This window comes from Luteolibacter luteus, assembly GCF_012913485.1.
GTDB lineage: Bacteria > Verrucomicrobiota > Verrucomicrobiia > Verrucomicrobiales > Akkermansiaceae > Haloferula > Haloferula lutea.
This window is the reverse complement of the sequence record NZ_CP051774.1, coordinates 1,130,833-1,147,590: the sequence shown is the minus strand read 5'-3', so window position 1 is coordinate 1,147,590 and position 16,758 is coordinate 1,130,833. Positions and strand designations below refer to the sequence as shown.

The following is a 16,758-nucleotide window of genomic DNA, read 5'->3' as shown; positions in this document are numbered from 1 at the left end:
TTCGGGCGGACATGAAGCTGTTACCACACCGCCTTCCGCAGTGCGAGGTAGCCGTAAACGCCCTCGTCCAGATCTCCCAAGCTGCTTTCATACAAGCCCAGTCCGTCCGGGGTCCGGAGGTTGATCTCGTTTGCGAAAGTGAAGCCGGCACCACCCTCCAGCCACCAAGTGTCCACCAGGCGACGCTGGGCGTGGATTCCTGCGCGATAGGAGGTGAAGTCCAGGGTCCGCGATTGATTCTTGTCGTCGATATTCCAAACGCCGCCGGCGGAGCGCACATCGATGCCGAACTTCCAATCCTGCGACGCCTGCCATTCGGCCACGAAGGTCGCCCCGATCAAGCGGACCATGATGTCATCGGTAGGCATCCAGATGAAGCCTGCGCCGGGGATCAATGATTCGTTGCCAAACAAATCGAAGCCCGCAGCCCCGACGCCCACATAGAGCCGGTTGCTAAACTTGTAGCCGACACCCACGGCCAGATCGAGGAAGATGTCGTCGCTATCGATGTGGTCGAAGTCGGTCGAGAGCGAAGGTTGGATCCATGCGCCGTAAATCCATGGAGAGCCCTGCGTCATGTGGATCAGGTAAAGCGGCAGCTCCAAGGAGTGCAGCTCTTCATCACCCACAGGGAAGAAAGGGGTATTCCCATCGTAGCGGAGGAAGGTGCCTTCATAGCGGAAGGTCGGCAGCAAGGAGAAATCGCCGAAGGTGAGGGGCTTGCTAAGAAAGGTGTGGAGCTCCGCCTGATAGGCATCCAGCTCCACCGCGCTGTTGTCGAACTCCATCCCAAAGTTTCCGTAGGCGCTTACCCGGAAGGCATCGAAGAAGCTCAGCGGATTTGCCTCGGAGACGCTGCTCTCGGATGTGGTCGTAGTGATCGGGGCAGGGGAGCCGGCAAGGGCAGGGCCGGCCAAGAAAGAGAACGATGCGGTAAGGAGCGAGAGGCTTTTGGTCATATCAACGGCTCCCATAGCTGAGGATCGCCAGATTGGCGAGGAGGGAATTGTTGGAGAAACCACGCGAAATTCCTTATCACGCTGCTCTCGCCGCCTCAGCTGATAGAGGCGGCAGGCCCTTGGATGCTTTCCCGGCTTGTAGGCAAGCGGCCGGAAAGCCGTGTGCCCCTCAGGCCACGAACAACTTGATCACCCACGACACTAGGAACGCGGTCGCCGTGAGCAGGAGTACCAGCAGCAGCAGGCTCTTGCCCTGCGTGCGGCGCTCGTTGCGGATCTGCGTGCGGCTGGCCTTTTCCTCGAATTCCCGCAAGCGCCGGCGATCCGCGAGATCATCCGGCGGAGGAAGCGTGGCCATCTGTTCCTGAGCCTCCCGGAGAATCTTCTCCGGCTGTGCGCTCACACTTTGAATCTGTTCTTCCAGTGCGCGCTTCCTCTCCTCGAGAGCCCGCAGCTCTTCCAGGTCGTTTCCCTCATCAAGATGGCTTCGGGAAAGGCGCATGGAGAGATTCATTTCAGGAGATATACGATCAGTCCCAGTCCGCCGAGCACGATGATCGGCAGGTTGAATGCAAGGCCGTTGCGGAATTGGCGCGAGAAGTCGCTCGATACCACCCGGCGGGCCTTCGCTCCGTTGAAAATGTTGCCACAGCGCGGCGAGCGGGAGAAATGCTCCGCGGCCTGCGAGTATTCGTCATCGGCATGCTCCGCGAGCGACATCGCACGCTCGATGGATGCCGACATGTTGTCCCGGGTCCATCCGTCCGGATTGATCTTCTCGAGCTTGCCCAGATGTCCGGCGAATACCTTGCGGCACTGCTCCAGATCATCGATTTCCTGGCGCATCTCGAAGACCTCGCGGTCGATGCGGGTCAAGGTTCCGTTCAATCGCTCGGTGAGTTCCGCTTGGGCGTTGACGAACTCCCGCTTGCGGATGTTGAGGGCTTCCACCTCTTTCTTCTGGCGCTCCAGCTCTTCGCGTTGGGTCTGGAGTTGTTCCAGTTGCTCCTGCGCGGCGCGGAGTTTGCCTTCGACATCTTCACCCTGGCGGGGGCCGGCCTGTTGCGCCGGGCTCATCTCAAGCTGGGTGTTGCGGATTCTGATATGGTGAGTGTGCTCGGGTGCGGATGGCATTGCCGTAAGGCGGGGATGCGGGACAGCAACGCGTTTATAGGGTTGGCGCTGGTTTCACTCCAGAAAAATCCTCAGTATTTCTTAAGGATTTCGGGCATTTTCGCGGTGCAGGCTGCACGGTCCTAACAGTCCGCAAATCCTCTGACAGAGCGGACCTCGCTTTACACTCTCCTTGATTTGTGTAGCATTTCGCCCGTTCACCCCACTCTCCCCCCCACAACCCCACGATGCCGGATGATCCCCTCCAGCCGGATCCGGACGAAGACCTTGTGACGCGTGCCCGCAATGGCGACACGCGCGCGTTCGACGCCCTGATTCTCAAATATGGCGAAAAGCTGTACGGTCTTGTCTACAACATGACCGCGCACAAGGAGGATACGAACGATCTCCTGCAGGATATTTTCGCAAAAGCTTACCATTCGCTGCCCCGCTTCCGTGGCCAAGCCAGCTTTTACACGTGGATCTATCAGATTGCCGTGAACATGACCTTGAACTTCCTCAAGAAGCGGAAGCGTCGGTCGGGATTAAGCCTCAATGAATTGGATTCCGCCGTGCAGCAGGATCCGGCCCTCGTGGACTCCAGTCACATGGCAAACCCCGAGAAGCAGAGCAAACTCCACGAGCTTCAGAAAAGATTGAACGAAGCGATGCTCTCCCTGTCAGAAGCGCATAGAACCGTGGTGACGATGTTCGACATCCAAGGCATGCCGCATGCAGAAATCGCACGAATCCTCAAGACCTCCGAAGGAACCGTGCGTTCGCGCTTGCACTATGCTCACCTCCACCTGCAGTCGAAGCTGCAGGATTACTGGGAGTGAGGAATTTGAAAAAATTCCTTGCAAAGCGCACTGAAATTTTAGATTTATTAACCATCAATCGCCGTGAAGCCGAGTGTTGAAGAGATTGGATCCCTGCTCGCCCTCAAGCGCCACGAGCGTCCTGAGGAGGGATACTTCGACGATTTTCTTCGGGAATTTCACCAGCGCCGCCGTGAGGAAGAGGCGCTGAAAACCGGCCCCGCGGGCTGGTTGCGCCGCGCTTCGGCATGGTTCTCGAACCTCGGAGCTTCGAGGTGGGCCTATGGGGCAGGCCTCGCTTATGCCACTGTCATGGCATTGTTCCTTCTGGCTCCGGATACGACTCCTGTCCAATCCGCGCCTCCTGTTCCGGTGAATTACAAGGTCGCTCCTGCTGAACCCGCCGCGGTTGAGCAGCTTGAGGCCTTGGACCTGCGCCCTTCTTCGCAGGGCAGCACCGGTGAGCAGGAGTTCTGAAGGATTTTTCATCTGGATGACTTCCTTTCATTGGCGGTGCCCCATGGCACTGATCGCGACATGGTTGATTTGCGCCCCTGCGGCTCTTTCGCAGTCTTCCTGGGATGTAATTTTTCCCGGTGCGGGCGGTGAATCCGGATCGGTTGCTTTTCCTATAGGAGACGGTCGTTTCTTTGCTGCCGTGGCGCTTTCCGAAATGCAGGCGGAGGCGGGTTGTCTCCGCTCTTCGGGGCGCGAACTACCTGCAGAGGTCTTTGTCGATCCTGTCTCGCGCTTGGTTGTGTTCCATGTCTCGGGGCCTGCCGAGCGAGCCTTGCCCCTTGCTCCATCGGCCTCAAAGGTCGTCGGCACCGAGCTTCATGTGAAGGGAGTCGGAGCTGGCAAAGCAACTGGCTGGGTGAAGCAGTTGAATGGCAAAATGCTCCCGCTTTCCCTGTTGAAAGTGGACTACTCGTCCAGCGTGCCGCGTGCGGGGACGCCACTTACGGATGCCAACGGTGCTGTCATCGCCATCGCACACCAGACCACCGGTGCGCACAGCGGTTACGCGCTTCCCGTGGACGTGGTTAAGCGTGTGCTTGAGGATGTTCAGGGAGCGGGCAGGGTCTCGCGCGGCTGGATCGGTCTGAAGCTCTTGCCGCAGTCCACCGTTCCAGAGGTGACCAACGTTCAGGAAGGCTCTCCTTCCGCGACTGCAGGAGTGAAATCCGGGGATGTGCTGTTAGAAGTCGGTAGCCGACGGCTTGCGGACTACGCGGATGCGGTGAATGCCTTCTATTACCTGCGTCCTGGGGTCGCCACTCCCGTGCGGGTAAAGCGAGGCGCTCAGGAGCTGTCTATCAGCGTTACGCCGGTGGAGAAGAAGTGATGCGGCTTTCCGGGAGCCTTGCCGTCCTTGTCACTTCCCGCCATTCCTCTTCCATGGCCATCGAAATCCGCCGCATCGCGGGGCAGGAAATCACCCGCTATCTAACGGATGCTGCCCGCCTGAGGATCTCCGTCTTCCGCGAATATCCCTACCTCTACGAGGGTGATGAAGCGGCAGAGCAAGAGTATCTAGCAAGCTACGCCGCTTGCCCGCGCAGCGTCTTCGTGCTGGCGCTTGATGGGGATCGCGTCGTTGGCGTTTCCACCGGGTTGCCGATGGTCGATGCGGACGAGTCCTTCCAAGCGCCTTTCGCCGGCAATGGCGAGTCGCCGGAGAACTGGTTTTACTTTGGTGAGTCGGTGCTTGATCCAGCCTATCGTGGCCAAGGGATTGGCCACCGATTCTTCGATGAACGCGAACGACACGCTCATGGGCTTGGCTTTCGATGCACTTGCTTTTGTTCGGTCATCCGTCCCGCGGACCATCCCTTGATGCCCCCCGGCTACCGCTCGCACGATGTCTTCTGGACAAAGCGCGGCTACGCCAAGCAGGCGAACTACAAAGCCTGCTTTTCTTGGAAGCAGGTCGACACTTCGGGTGAAACGGAGAACGAGCTCGTTTTCTGGACGCGTGAAACGTGACCCCTGCTCAGATGTAGAACATTGGAGCCTCGGTCTTTTCCGCCAGTTGCGGCAGGGTCACCCGTTCCAGTTGGTCTCTCAGCTCCTGAGCGATCTTTTCCCATGCCGCACGCACGGTTGCCCCGCTTTCACCTTCGGTATGCGTGGAGAAGGAGAGGAGCGATGGCTCCACCGCTTCCACGATCTCCTTCAGGTGGATGGTATCCGGTTTGCGAGCTAAGAGGTAGCCGCCGCTCTTTCCACGCCGACTTTCCACCAATCCGGCACGGCGCAAGTCATTGAGAATCTGAACTAAAAAGTTTGCCGACACGGCTTCCCGTTGCGCCAACTCGTCCAGCCGTGTAATGGTTCGCCCGTCGTGACGCTTGGCCAGTTGGGCCATCGCGCGGCACGCATAGTCGAGCTTTTGGGAAATGCGCATGGAGGCAAAGCAGCATACGGGCGAGGGTGGCGGAAGCGCGAAGGTTGTTCGCCTTTGTCAATCCGCAGAAAATGACGTCGCCAGCGTGTGGGAATGGATCCGGGAAGACGCCGTCGGAGTCATGGGCAGGGAGCCGCAATTGCGCCCCCTGTTGGAAGATGTCGTCTTGAAGCAACCTTGTCTGGGAGCCGCGCTTGGCGTCCGCTTGGCGCGCAAGCTCGCCCGGGAGGATATGAGCCGCGAGGAGCTAGGGCCGCTCCTGGCCGGAATTTTGCGGGGAGACGATCATCTGGTCGCAGCCGCCGCGCGGGATCTACGCGCCATCGTGGACCGGGACCCCGCCTGCGATTCGCCGCTCCACCCGCTTCTGTTCTTCAAGGGCTTCATGGCTATTTCCACCTACCGTGTTTCCCACCATCTGTGGCAACATGGACGGAAGGAGCTGGCCCTTTATTTCCAGAGCCTCGCTAGCGAGGTTTTCGCCGTGGATATTCACCCGGCGGCCCGTATCGGCTGTGGGATACTGCTCGACCACGCGACCAGCTTCGTTGTCGGGGAGACGGCGATCATCGAGGACAATGTCTCCATTCTCCATGAGGTCACCCTAGGTGGCACCGGGAAGGAAACCGGTGATCGCCATCCGATCGTCCGCTCAGGCGTCTTGCTCGGCGCGGGAGCGAAGATTCTCGGTCGTGTCGAACTCGGTGAAGGGGCAAAGGTTGGTGCGGGGAGCGTGGTTCTCACCGATGTGCGACCCCATACCACTGTAGCGGGCGTGCCTGCCGTGGTGGTTGGTGTTAGCCGTGAGGACGCCCCGGCTCTCGAGATGGATCAGCGCCTCGGCTGCCGCGGCCATGAGGAAGAGGCGGTGCTCCACTTCAGCATCTGAATGCATGCCCGTACGGGCAGCGCCGAGCGCTAAGGAGCAGTTTTTCAAAAATCATGCAAAATGCGCCAACCTTGTTGTCGCCAGATGAAATTTCGCGTGTTATTTGATAATCATGAATCGCTTACGAAATGCCACTATGGCCCTGCTGCTGACCAGCTTGGGCTTCGGCGTTTCGTCCTGTGACAAGGCTCAGCAGGCGGTGGACGCTGCCCGCGAGAAATTTCGCGGTGCTGATCCCTCCGCGCCGGTTTCCCCAGGGGGCGAACTAGATCCAGATCTGGCTTCACAGGTCGATTCGGGAGCGGAGGGCGTACGATTTCGCCGGGATCTTCCCTTCCCGACGGATATCAGCGTACGGGTGATCGAGCGTGCGACGTATCATGACTCCCGCGTGATGAGCACCTCCGCGCTGGGTAACCAGAACGCCCCCATTTCGGGCAAGTTCGAGCGCATCTTCAGTCTCAAGCGCGGTGGTTCCCAATTGAACGTGGAGATCGAGAAGGCCGGCCGCGTTATCGAGGAAGAAGCGGCGAAGGAGGCTGCAAAAGACCCGGCGAAAAACAAGGTCGCCGCAGTCGTCGATGCTGCCAGCGAAAAGAATGATGAGGACAAGCGCTTGGAGGGGGCTTCAATCGATTTCCTCTACACCAACCAAGGCTGGCGGCAGCCGAAGGGGAAAGGTGCGGCGGACTTTTCCAAGATGGTCTGGGCGAAGAAGCTCGAACCTCAACTGCCTTCTTTGATGGCACACGATGGGGTGATGCCGCGCACCCAGTGGTTTTCCTCCAGCCGCCGATGGAGCGGGGGAGATAAATTCGAGATCACTGGAGAAGCCCTATCGATGCTCTTTCCTGGAAAATACGAGGGAAAAGTCCTTCTGACCTATGAGGTGAGCGAAGCTCTCGACGGTCATCCCTGCGGTCGTTTTTCGGTTACGGGAGATATTTCCGGGGAAAGTGCCGGCATTGATGGAGTGCTCAATACTCAGGAGGTTTCGATCCGTTCCGGTAAGGTCTGGTGCTCTCTGCTCTATCCTCTGGTGCTGCGTGAGGAGTTCGAAACCGTTCGCACCACGGTTTCCAGCGGCGATGGTGCGAAAACGAGGATTCAAGGCGGTCTCGATATGGTGACCTCCCGGCAGTGGAAGCAGTGACTCAGAGGACCTGATCCGAAGGGGGCTGTCGATTACCTCACCCTTTCCCGAAGCGTGCGAAGCTCGGTTTCCGCAGTATCCAGCCGCTCCATCAGTTCCACCACGAAGCGGATCGAGCGCAGGCTCATCCCCCGGTCATGGCGTAAGGTCTCGATCAATCTGAGGCGATGAATCCCGCGATTGTCGAATTGGGGACTGTCCTCCTGATGACGAAGGGCCACCACATGGGCCCGGCAGAACTCCAGGATCATCTCAGGATGCATTCCGCTGAGCTCTGCCGCGGCATCTAGATCGAAGATCTCATCCGCGCCCGTGGCCGCGGGAGAAATGGACAAAGACTCTGTGGAACGGCTCATCTCTCATCGCGGGTTGAATTTCGAAGTCTCCGACAGCGCCTTCCAGTGGAGCGCTTCTTCCTCTGTTGCGGAGGTCGGCGTGACGATCTCAGCCACCGCGAAGAGATCGCCGTAGCCGCCATCTTTGCCCCGGGGCAGTCCCTTGCCGCGCAGACGGAATTCCGTGCCGGATTCCGCCCCGGCGGGAACCTTGATATGCATCGTCCCGTGCGGTGTCCGTACGGGAACTGTGGCCCCTAGAACCGCCTCCCAAGGGGCAAGGCGTAGTTCGTAGTAGAGATCGTGGCCGTCTACCCGGAAATCCGGGTGACGCTCCAAATGGACCCGCAGGAAAAGGTCGCCCGGCGTTCCTCCGGCCACGCCTGGTTCACCAAGGCCTGCAGCGCGGATCATTTGTCCTTCCGTGATCCCGCGCGGGATACGGATCGTCACGCTCTGCTTCTCGCCGGTACTGCCTTGCGCAGGCTGGATCGCCAGCCGGCGTTCGGAGCCGTTCATCACCTCATCCAAGCTTACAAGGATCTCGGACTCGATGTCCCGGCCTTTGCGCGGGGTATTGCTACGTGCGCTCGCACCACGGCTGGTAAATCCTCCGTGCGACCGGCGGCTGCCGAAAAAGTTTTCGAAGAAGTCACTGAAACCGGTTCCCTCGAAGTGATAGGAGCCGCCTTCCTCTTCGCCGCCACCCGTTTGCCAGAATTCGTATCCGCCGCCTCCGCCGCCGTGGCCGAAATCGCCACCTTGCTGCCAGTTCCGGCCTAGCTGGTCATATTTCTTCCGCTTCTCCTCGTCGCCCAGGACCTCGTAGGCTTCGTTGATTTCTTTGAATTTCTCCTCGGCGTTCGCCTTGTCCTTCGCGACATCGGGATGGTGCGTGCGGGCGAGTTTGCGGAACGCTTTGCGGATTTCGTCCTGGCTGGCGTCTCGAGTGACGCCCAGGACTTCATAGTAATCTCGGAATTTCACGGCCATTCGACGACTGATAGATTGGACGGATGCCGGGAAATTGCAACCCCCTGCGGCGGCCAGCGGATTCGGATGGCTGACCGGGCAGGGGTATTCCGCAGCTAGCGTCCCTCGATGAAGGCCAGCAGATCCTCGTTCAGCTTCTCCTTGTGAGTGTCCGTGATGCCATGGGGCGCTCCGGGATAGATCACCAGCTTGGTATCCGGGATCAGTTTCACGGACTCCAGCGCGCTGATGCTGATCGGCACGACTTGGTCGTCATCGCCATGGAGCACCAGGGTGGGGATGTCGAATTTCTTCAAGTCCTCCCGGAAGTCCGTTTCGGAGAAGGCTTTGATGCATTCCAGCGTGTTCAGGTGGCCGCCCATCATGCCTTGCAGCCACCACGAATCGATGAGTCCCTGGGAGGGTGTCGCGCCCGGGCGATTGAAGCCAAAGAAGGGGCCGGAAGGCACTTCCTTGTAGAACTGGGAGCGGTTTGCGGTCTGGGCCGCGCGGAAACCGTCGAAGACTTCGAGCGGAACGCCGTTCGGCGTTGAATCGGTTTTCACCATCAGCGGCGGCACTGCCGAGATCAGGCCGGCCTTGGCTAGACGCTTGGTTCCGTGACGGCCAATGTAGCGGGCCACTTCGCCACCACCGGTGGAGAATCCGAAGAGCACGGCATCCTTCACATCAAGATGGTCGAGCAGTTCGGCAAGGTCATCCGCATAGGTATCCATCTCATTGCCTTGGGACGGCTGGTCGGATCGTCCATGGCCACGGCGGTCGTGAGCGATGCAGCGGTAGCCCTTTGAGACAAGAAAGAGCATTTGTGACTCCCAGCTATCCGCTGTCAGCGGCCAGCCGTGGCTGAATACGATGGGTTGTCCCGTGCCCCAGTCCTTGTAGTAGATCGTGGTGCCGTCCTTCGTGGTGATAGTGCTCATGGTCGATTCGTTGTTTGTGGTTGGGAAAAATTGGTCAGAAAACCCAAGGCTCCGCTTCCCAGCGCAGGAGAGCCGGGCCTTCCGGCCTGATGCGGCCGAGTCCCGGGAAGGGGAGATGATTGCCGAAGGCCCGGATCTTTGATCCGGAGCCTTGAGCCAGGATCTTCTTTCGGCTGGCGACCGCCCGTGCAGGCTCGCAATCGAAGATGAAAGGCCAGTCCGGCTTGTCGAAGGACACCGCGAAGTTTGTCACGAGGTCCGAGAGATGTAGTAATTCCTCTCCCCGGGATCGTACCCGGTAAATGCAGTGGCCCGGTGTGTGGCCTGGTGCTGCCTCCGGTAGCACGCCTCCCGGCAGGGCATCGCCGTCGCGGTAGGTAGTGAACGGAAGCGCTTCGAAGACCTCCCGGGCTTGTGAGACAAAGATCTTGCCCTGCGCTTGGTCATAAAAGGCCTGGCCCTGGTCAGGGTCCTTGCTCATCCAGAAATCCCGTTCCTCCTTCGCGACGAGGTGAAGTGCATTTGGGAATGCCGGCTTACCCTCTGAAGTCAGCAGGCCGCCGAAGTGATCAAAGTGAGCATGACTCAAATGCACCACGTTGATTTGCTCCGGAGTGTGTCCGAGCATGGAGAGTCCGGCGGCGATCTTTCCGCAGGCATCGCCGAAGTTCTTCCCGGCCCCTGAATCGATCAGGATCAGGTCTCGGCCGGTGTTAACGAACAGTACATTGAAGTAGAAGCGAACCTGTTCCAAAGGCAGCGAATGATCGGCCAGGATCGCATGCACTTCCTTGTCGTTTGCGGCGTCTGTGCCAAAGTGAGGGCGGGAAGGGAAAAACGTGCTCCCATCGCTGATTACCGCGCATTCGAAGTCACCGACTTCGAAGCGATAGACCGAAGCATTGCTGGCGGCTGCACTCGGAGCTGGTGACCCCGTGTTGGTATCGGAACTCCCAAGCGCTGCAGATCGGATGATTTCGGGATGACTCACCGTTGGGGAGGGGATCGAGGTTATCTCAGGCCACCGGTGGCATAGAGGCACTCGCCGGTGATCCATCCGGAATCCGTGCTCGCGAGGAAAGCAACCGGAGCTGCGATGTCTCCCGGCTGCCCGATCCGGCCAAGTGGCGTGATGGCGGCGATCGAGTCCGACGCCCCAATGGTTCCGGTGGAATGCAGACCTTCTGTTTCGACCATCCCGGGATTGATGGAGTTCACCCGGATTTTCCGCGGCGCAAGTTCCTTTGAGAAAGTGCGCGTCAGTCCGTCGACAGCGGACTTGGTCGCATTGTATACCGCGAGACCCGGCAGGGAGAGGGTGCTCAGTACCGAACTGACATTGATGATGCTGCCTCCTTCGGGATTGAAATGCTTCAGCGCTTCCTGCGTGACGAGGATCAAGCCCAGCACGTTCAGATTGAAGTGCAGGTGGAAGCTTTCTTCGTCGATCTGGCCGAGCGGTGCCCCACGGTAGACGCCGGCATTGTTTACCAGAATGTCGAGCGGTCCAAAGGCGGCGAAGGTTTCCCCGAGAAGCCGCGTGATATCGGCCTGCTTCGAGACATCGCCCTGAATCGCAACCGCTTTGCCGCCGGCAGCGTGGATTTCAGCGACCACCCGGTCGGCTCCTTCCTTGCTGCTGGCGTAATTCACTGCCACGGCAGCGCCTTCGGCGGCCAAGGCTTTGGCGATGGAGGCACCGATTCCTTTGGATGCGCCCGTGACGAGGGCGACCTTGCCTTGAAGTTTTTGGGAAGAGGACATGTGGGAGGATTGGGAGGGGAGTTCGGGATGTGACCGGAAAAACCCGGGCATTCTGCACGCCGGATTTTCCGCGGGCTTTTCCCGATTGCCCTGTCTCCGGGGATTTGCCAGCGTGCCGCCCTCATGAAGTTCCCCGTCCGCCTTCTTCCCCTGCTCCCGGCCCTCAGCCTGATGGCCTGCTCGGGCACCGGCGGCGATTCCAACGCCATGGTTGCGAAGGAATCGGCGAGCCCGGATCCGGTGGAGAACAAGCGCATCAAGACCGGCGACCCATTAACGGGCGACCACGACGGGGCGAAAATGGAGGCAAAGTGGGGCTCTTTCAGCAAATATTCGGTGGATAAGAACGGAAAGCCGCGGGGGAGTTCGAAGGAGTTCGCTGGCTTCAATCGCGACAATCCCGAGTTCAAGGGCAAGTGGGAGGGCAAGGAATACAAAGCCGGGGACTACCGGAAAAAATCCTTCTGGGGCGACAAGGATTACGCGAAGAAAGTTTACGAAGGAAACACGGACGGAAACTCTTTCAAAAAGGACTCCCGTTTCGGTGGGAAGTCCGCGAACGAGGGTGCTTTGGCAGCGCGTGAGGGCGGTAAGAACTACCGCACCAATACCTACGCCTCCGGTGCAGCCCGGGAGCAATCCCAGAAAGACATCACCAAGTTATCCGACTCCGAAACAGACGAGCGCCGCCGGGTCTTCACCGCGCCGGATATCTTCTCTTCCCGCAGCGGAATGTCGGTGAACGATACGAACCGGATGCTGGGGCGCTAAGCCCGCTTATTCGCCGTCGTCGATGGGCAGGAGGCGCACCGTGCGGAGGTTCATGAGTCCGTAACCCTCGATCTGAATCGGGCGGATGTGGATAGCGTGAAGCCCGGTTTGGGTGAGTTTTACTTCTCCTGCTTCGACTTCGCGGAAGGTATCCCAGCTTTCGCCCGTAGGCCCGATCTTGAGTCGCAGCACTTGGTCGAGGATGCGCACTTCGATTTCCCCGCCGCAGGGGCGCGCTACGGCGATGTCCAGCACCACACGGAACTTCCCGGGATTCTTCATGATGACCGGAAACCAGACGCTGTCTGCTTTTTGTGACCAGAAGCCGATGTGTTCGCGCTCGAGCCGGAGGGGCGTCTTGGTGCCGGGTCCCGGAACGAGGATCGCTTGGGCGGCATTGAGCGTGACGGTCCGGTCCACGCCCTGCAGCGGATAAGGGATCGGATCAATGACAGGCTCCCTTTCCAGTCGCGCGGCGATGATGGGAAGCGGGTTATCCTTGTCCGGTGGACTCTGGGGCAGGCGGATTGTGGGCCATGAGACGTTGTTGACCTCCAAGTTCAGAGGCTCCTTGCCCATGAGCACGGCGGAAACACAGCGTGTAGAGAGGCCGTCGAGCGAGATCATCCCGGCAGTCGGCCACTCATGAAGATGGCAGTAGAGGATGTAAGCTCCATCGCGGTGGCCTACGGTGCAGCGGCCGTTGAAAACCGGTGCCAGGAAAGGCGTTCCAGTGGTCCCATAGATCGCTTCGCCATGGGTCTTCAGCCACTCGCCGGTGGCCCGAAGGTTGGCCGAGGCTCCTGCCGGGATCCGGCCCTTGGCATCGGGGCCGATGCCTAACAGAAGATTTCCACCCTTGCTTGCGATCTCGGAAAGCAAGAGCAGGATTTCCCGAGGTGTCTTCCATCGCACGTTCTCGCCGGCGTAGCCGAGATGATCGTTCATGGTGGAGCGAACTTCGAACATCCGGCCATCGATTGCGGCAGGGAGCACGTAGTCTTCCGGCGTCATGAAATCACCGTTCGGATTTTCCAAGCCGCTCCAGAAGCGGTTGTCGATCACCGAGGCCGGCTGGTATTCGCGCCATGTTTCCAGAAGTGACTTGGTTCCCCAGCGGGCGCCTTCGGCAGTGGCCGTGGAACCATCTGCCCAAAGGATGCCGAGCGGGCCATAACCGGTGGCGAGCTCCCGGAAGTGCTGCTTCACATACTGCGGGTAGGTCTTGGGATCGGAATGATGCCAATCGACCAAGGAGTAGTAGACGCCCGGCATGAGCTGCTGCTTCCGGAGGCTGGCGACGAATTCACCGAAGAGATCCCGGCCCGGTGGGGATATGTTGGTCGCGGTATCGGCGCTGTTGAAGAGGGTATAGCCTTCCTCGCTTTTGGCGGAAAGGATGGCGTAGCGCATGCCGGCATCACGGGCCAGTTGTGCCCATTCGTCGGTACAGCCGGGCGCGGGCTGAAAGAGCGGCTTGAGTAATCTTTGGTACTCGGCGTCGGGGATCGCAGCCCAATTGCGCAGCCACTCCGGATGTTGTCGCTCGTCCTGGCGGACATTTTGTTGATCCGGCGGCCAATGCCCCGCGGCACCTGAGTAAAGGCCGAGATGGAGGAGTAGCCCGAATCGCGCCTCGCGGAACCAGGCGAGGCGTTGTTCCCGATCACTCTCCCATTTGGCGGCACCAGCGTAGGGAGTCATCTGGATGTCATCCTGTGCGCGCGCTGCTCCACAGACCATGGCCGCGGCCATGGCTGGAAGAAGGGATCGGATGCTCACCCGTGATCTCATGTGTCAGCGGCGCTGGCCGTAGAATTTCATCACCGCTTGCGTCCGCGAGTGGACATGCAGCTTGTCGTAGATCCGGCGCAGGTGGGTGCGGACGGTATCCATGCTGATTCCGAGAGCAGAGGAGATTTCCTTGTAGAGGGCTCCTTCGGCCAGCAGTGAAAGGATTTCCTCCTCCCGCGGGGAGAGTTTTGCTTCCTGATTGGCAGGAGCATTTCTTGGCGAACGGAAAGACTCGACCACCTTCAGTGCGATGCTCGGAGACATGGGGGCACCTCCGCTGCGCACCTGGCGAACGGCATCGCAGATTTCATCGGCACCGGAGCGCTTCAGCAAATAGCCGGAGGCACCGGCGCGGAGCGCATTGAAAATGAGATCGCTCTCTTCATACATGGTCAGCACCAGCATGTGGAGATCCGGGTAACTCTGCTTCAGCTTGGTGATGAGTTCCACACCGCCCAGCCCGGGCAAGCGCAGGTCCACGATGAGCACTTCCGGCATGCGGGACGAGATCACGCGGAGGGTTTCCTCTGCCGTGGGGAACACGTCCAGAACGAGCATGTCCGGCTGGGAATTGAAGAGTTCCCTCAGCTCATGGGCCAGCGGGTAGTTGTCCTCCGTGAGGCTTACGATCAAAGGTTTCATGTGAGTTCGGGTTTCCATGGTACGGATAGCACCACGCGGGTGCCACCGCATTCGGAGCTTGAGATACTGCAATTCCCGCCAATCTCCGCGAGGCGGGCATGCATGTTGTTCACGCCGTCCTGAAAGGTACCGGAATCCGCCTGGCTGACGAAGCCGGATCCATTGTCTGTAACCGATACTTGCAAGGTGCTGTCGGTCGTCAGCAGGCCGACCACCACGCGTGTGGCTCCGGCGTGTTTCACGACATTCTGGAGTGCTTCCTTCACCGCCATCAAAAGCGGATGACGGATCGAAAAGGGGACCACCGAGTTGCGTTCTCCTGCCGAAAGCTCGAAGCGGCAGGATAAATTCGCAGCGGCGAGATACTCCGTGGAGTAGCTGCACATGTAGTCGATCAGGCCGCCGATGGTGTCGTGCTGCGGGTTTACCGCCCAGACGATCTGGTCCAAGGCACCCACGGTGCCGCGGGCTTCCTTCGCCAGCTTGGAAAGCATCTCGTTCTCCTGTCCCGGGCTGCGCTTCACCCGATCGGCGAGCAGCGCAAGATGGGTAAGCCGCGCGCCAATGTCATCGTGCATGTCGCGCGCGATGCGCAGGCGATCCTGCTCCAAGGCGCGGATGGCTTGGGCCCGACGCAATTTCTCACGCAGCTTCCGAAGCGATGACCACCACAGCAGGCCGGCAATCGCAAGCGCGAGCGCCATAACGATCGCCCCGATGCGCAAGGGCCGCTGCCACCACGGCAAGGGGATGACAAAGTCGTGCCTCTGCACCGCCTGGTTCCAGACGCCATCGGTATGCCGTGCTTGGAATTCCACGGGATAGGTGCCGGGAACCGCGCAGGGCATGATCACCAGTTCGCCTGCGTGACACTCTGCCCATTCGCCACCACTTTTCCTCCAGCGAAAGTGCAGGAGCTCCGGGGCCGGATCGTCGTCTCCGGGAGCCAAGGAGAAAGCCACGCTCCGCGCGCCGGGTGTCAGCTTGCCCTCCGGATCCGGCGGGCGTCCGTCGGCGCGGATGGAGACGAGCTTGGGCTTGAGATCGGGATAGACTTCCACTTCCGCGATCTGCGGTCGGCTCTGGAGCTCGGTGGGATTTACGATCCGGATGAAGCGCCCGGAGAATTTTCCCTGGCCGTCTTTTGCGACGATGCGGTCACTGCCGCCCACAGGAACCGAAGACCCATCGGCGCGCATCCGCGCGGTCCAGCGGAGATTCCCCGCCTTGCCCGCGGCATCGTCGAAGACCTGAACCTCGTAATTCCCCAAGCGATCCATCGCTTCGCCATCAAGACGGGCAAGCAGGACGACGTGATCGAGATCATGCTCGGCACCGAGATCGACCTCGAAATAGAAGCCCTTTGCCTTGTGGCTATCGTTGGGGTGGGAAAAAGTTGAAGGGAAGCCGTCAGTGAGAAGATGGCGTGGTAGGGTGGAATAGGTTTCACCCGGAGTCTCCACAGGTCGGCCCAGCGCGATATTCGTCGAGCGCAGGGGGTCTGGCACCACCTGAAATTCATTGATCACGCAGTTCCCCGCCTTGCTGCGGCCGATCGTCTTCTGACCGCTGACGTGGCCGACATCGTGGGGAATGAAGCGCAACCGGAAGCCGGTGACGCCTGTGAGGGGAGAGGTTGCCCGTGCCGTGAGAATGATCCGTGGCCGGCCGCCGGAAAGCAGGATGCTATTCCCTTCGATCGTCGCGATGCCCGGGGAAATGGCGAAGTCGTGCGTCATGAGGACGCCGGGCTTCAGTGGTGTCCAATTCGAGAGGCGGGAGGGCTTTTCGTCGGAAGTTACCGCGATTTCCATCTCGGCCGGATAGGCGGAGGCCTCCACCGAGTCGTGCCAGCTGGTGAACTGGAAGGCTTGTGCGGAGACCGGGCCCTCGGTGGCGAAGATGATCTCCTGCTCTTTGAACTGCACCCGGGCCATGTCCAGCCCGTTGCCCTCGTCGGTCTTGCCATCGACCAACTCCGAAAGTGGATGGCCGAAATTCGTGTGGCTGGACTCGACCACATGCAAGGGAAGGAAAGGCGCGGCCGATATAGGGCCGCAGGACAGCAGTGCGAAGACGCGGAAGGTCCGTCCGATGGCCGCAGCCCTGGGGAAGATGGGAACCCGCTTTGCCTTGCCTCTCATGAAATGCGCTGCATCGGCATCATGCTGCCATCGGGTTGCCCTGCTGTCGAAAT

Annotated in this window: 19 protein-coding genes; 7 read left to right on the top strand and 12 right to left on the bottom strand. The window is 59.9% G+C overall.

Annotation, left to right across the window (positions count from 1 at the left end; all coding sequences use genetic code 11):
* Positions 1-20: 20 nt before the first annotated feature.
* The 3 genes from HHL09_RS04650 to HHL09_RS04640 form a co-directional block, all read right to left on the bottom strand.
* The gene (locus HHL09_RS04650) at positions 21-959 is read right to left on the bottom strand and encodes a DUF6268 family outer membrane beta-barrel protein (RefSeq protein ID WP_169453312.1); all 939 of its coding nucleotides are present in this window, start codon (positions 957-959) and stop codon (positions 21-23) included.
* 169 nt (positions 960-1,128) lie between these two features.
* Positions 1,129-1,461, bottom strand: a complete 333-nt coding sequence (locus HHL09_RS04645) for a hypothetical protein (protein WP_169453311.1) — start codon at positions 1,459-1,461, stop codon at positions 1,129-1,131.
* 8 nt (positions 1,462-1,469) lie between these two features.
* A complete protein-coding gene (locus HHL09_RS04640; RefSeq protein WP_169453310.1) occupies positions 1,470-2,093 on the bottom strand; it encodes a hypothetical protein in 624 nt (207 codons plus the stop codon).
* Between the two features lie 227 nt (positions 2,094-2,320).
* On the opposite strand from HHL09_RS04640, the gene HHL09_RS04635 reads away from it, so the two are divergent.
* From HHL09_RS04635 to HHL09_RS04620, 4 genes are all read left to right on the top strand, one after another.
* Positions 2,321-2,911 (top strand): sigma-70 family RNA polymerase sigma factor, encoded by a 591-nt coding sequence (locus tag HHL09_RS04635; RefSeq protein WP_169453309.1) that lies wholly within the window; start codon positions 2,321-2,323, stop codon positions 2,909-2,911.
* A 63-nt stretch (positions 2,912-2,974) separates the two neighbouring features.
* Positions 2,975-3,367, top strand: a complete 393-nt coding sequence (locus HHL09_RS04630) for a hypothetical protein (RefSeq protein WP_169453308.1) — start codon at positions 2,975-2,977, stop codon at positions 3,365-3,367.
* 181 nt (positions 3,368-3,548) lie between these two features.
* The gene (locus HHL09_RS04625) at positions 3,549-4,235 is read left to right on the top strand and encodes a S1C family serine protease (RefSeq protein ID WP_169453307.1); all 687 of its coding nucleotides are present in this window, start codon (positions 3,549-3,551) and stop codon (positions 4,233-4,235) included.
* A 53-nt stretch (positions 4,236-4,288) separates the two neighbouring features.
* Positions 4,289-4,876 carry a GNAT family N-acetyltransferase gene (locus HHL09_RS04620; protein ID WP_169453306.1) on the top strand — a complete coding sequence of 196 codons (588 nt, stop codon included), beginning with the start codon at positions 4,289-4,291 and terminating at the stop codon, positions 4,874-4,876.
* A gap of 7 nt (positions 4,877-4,883) precedes the next feature.
* Here HHL09_RS04620 and HHL09_RS04615 read toward each other — a convergent pair whose 3' ends face one another.
* Complete coding sequence (locus HHL09_RS04615) at positions 4,884-5,297, bottom strand: RrF2 family transcriptional regulator (RefSeq protein WP_169453305.1); 414 nt, start codon at positions 5,295-5,297, stop codon at positions 4,884-4,886.
* Between HHL09_RS04615 and cysE the strand changes: the two genes are divergently transcribed.
* Complete coding sequence (gene cysE, locus HHL09_RS04610; protein ID WP_240963734.1) at positions 5,290-6,186, top strand: serine O-acetyltransferase; 897 nt, start codon at positions 5,290-5,292, stop codon at positions 6,184-6,186. The genes HHL09_RS04615 and cysE overlap by 8 nt on opposite strands.
* Before the next feature lie 112 nt (positions 6,187-6,298).
* Positions 6,299-7,339, top strand: coding sequence for a hypothetical protein (locus HHL09_RS04605; RefSeq protein WP_169453304.1), 1,041 nt, complete (start codon positions 6,299-6,301; stop codon positions 7,337-7,339).
* Between the two features lie 32 nt (positions 7,340-7,371).
* Here HHL09_RS04605 and HHL09_RS04600 read toward each other — a convergent pair whose 3' ends face one another.
* The 5 genes from HHL09_RS04600 to HHL09_RS04580 all read right to left on the bottom strand — a co-directional run bounded on the left by HHL09_RS04600 (position 7,372) and on the right by HHL09_RS04580 (position 11,354).
* Entirely contained in the window at positions 7,372-7,695 is a 324-nt protein-coding gene (locus HHL09_RS04600; RefSeq protein WP_169453303.1) for a chaperone modulator CbpM, read from the bottom strand.
* A 3-nt stretch (positions 7,696-7,698) separates the two neighbouring features.
* Positions 7,699-8,667, bottom strand: a complete 969-nt coding sequence (locus HHL09_RS04595) for a DnaJ C-terminal domain-containing protein (RefSeq protein ID WP_169453302.1) — start codon at positions 8,665-8,667, stop codon at positions 7,699-7,701.
* 95 nt (positions 8,668-8,762) lie between these two features.
* A complete protein-coding gene (locus tag HHL09_RS04590) occupies positions 8,763-9,590 on the bottom strand; it encodes an alpha/beta fold hydrolase (RefSeq protein ID WP_169453301.1) in 828 nt (275 codons plus the stop codon).
* 34 nt (positions 9,591-9,624) lie between these two features.
* The gene (locus tag HHL09_RS04585) at positions 9,625-10,581 is read right to left on the bottom strand and encodes an MBL fold metallo-hydrolase (protein ID WP_169453300.1); all 957 of its coding nucleotides are present in this window, start codon (positions 10,579-10,581) and stop codon (positions 9,625-9,627) included.
* Between the two features lie 20 nt (positions 10,582-10,601).
* Complete coding sequence (locus HHL09_RS04580) at positions 10,602-11,354, bottom strand: glucose 1-dehydrogenase (RefSeq protein ID WP_169453299.1); 753 nt, start codon at positions 11,352-11,354, stop codon at positions 10,602-10,604.
* A gap of 123 nt (positions 11,355-11,477) precedes the next feature.
* Between HHL09_RS04580 and HHL09_RS04575 the strand changes: the two genes are divergently transcribed.
* Positions 11,478-12,125 (top strand): hypothetical protein, encoded by a 648-nt coding sequence (locus HHL09_RS04575; RefSeq protein WP_169453298.1) that lies wholly within the window; start codon positions 11,478-11,480, stop codon positions 12,123-12,125.
* Between the two features lie 6 nt (positions 12,126-12,131).
* On the opposite strand, the gene HHL09_RS04570 is transcribed toward HHL09_RS04575, so the two are convergent.
* Genes HHL09_RS04570 through HHL09_RS04560 form a run of 3 tightly spaced genes read right to left on the bottom strand, consistent with a single transcriptional unit; the run spans position 12,132 to position 16,705 of the window.
* Positions 12,132-13,880 carry an alpha-L-fucosidase gene (locus HHL09_RS04570; RefSeq protein ID WP_169453297.1) on the bottom strand — a complete coding sequence of 583 codons (1,749 nt, stop codon included), beginning with the start codon at positions 13,878-13,880 and terminating at the stop codon, positions 12,132-12,134.
* Between the two features lie 42 nt (positions 13,881-13,922).
* Entirely contained in the window at positions 13,923-14,561 is a 639-nt protein-coding gene (locus tag HHL09_RS04565) for a response regulator transcription factor (protein WP_169453296.1), read from the bottom strand.
* Complete coding sequence (locus tag HHL09_RS04560) at positions 14,558-16,705, bottom strand: ATP-binding protein (RefSeq protein ID WP_169453295.1); 2,148 nt, start codon at positions 16,703-16,705, stop codon at positions 14,558-14,560. Before HHL09_RS04560 ends, HHL09_RS04565 begins: the two co-directional genes overlap by 4 nt.
* Positions 16,706-16,758: the final 53 nt, after the last annotated feature.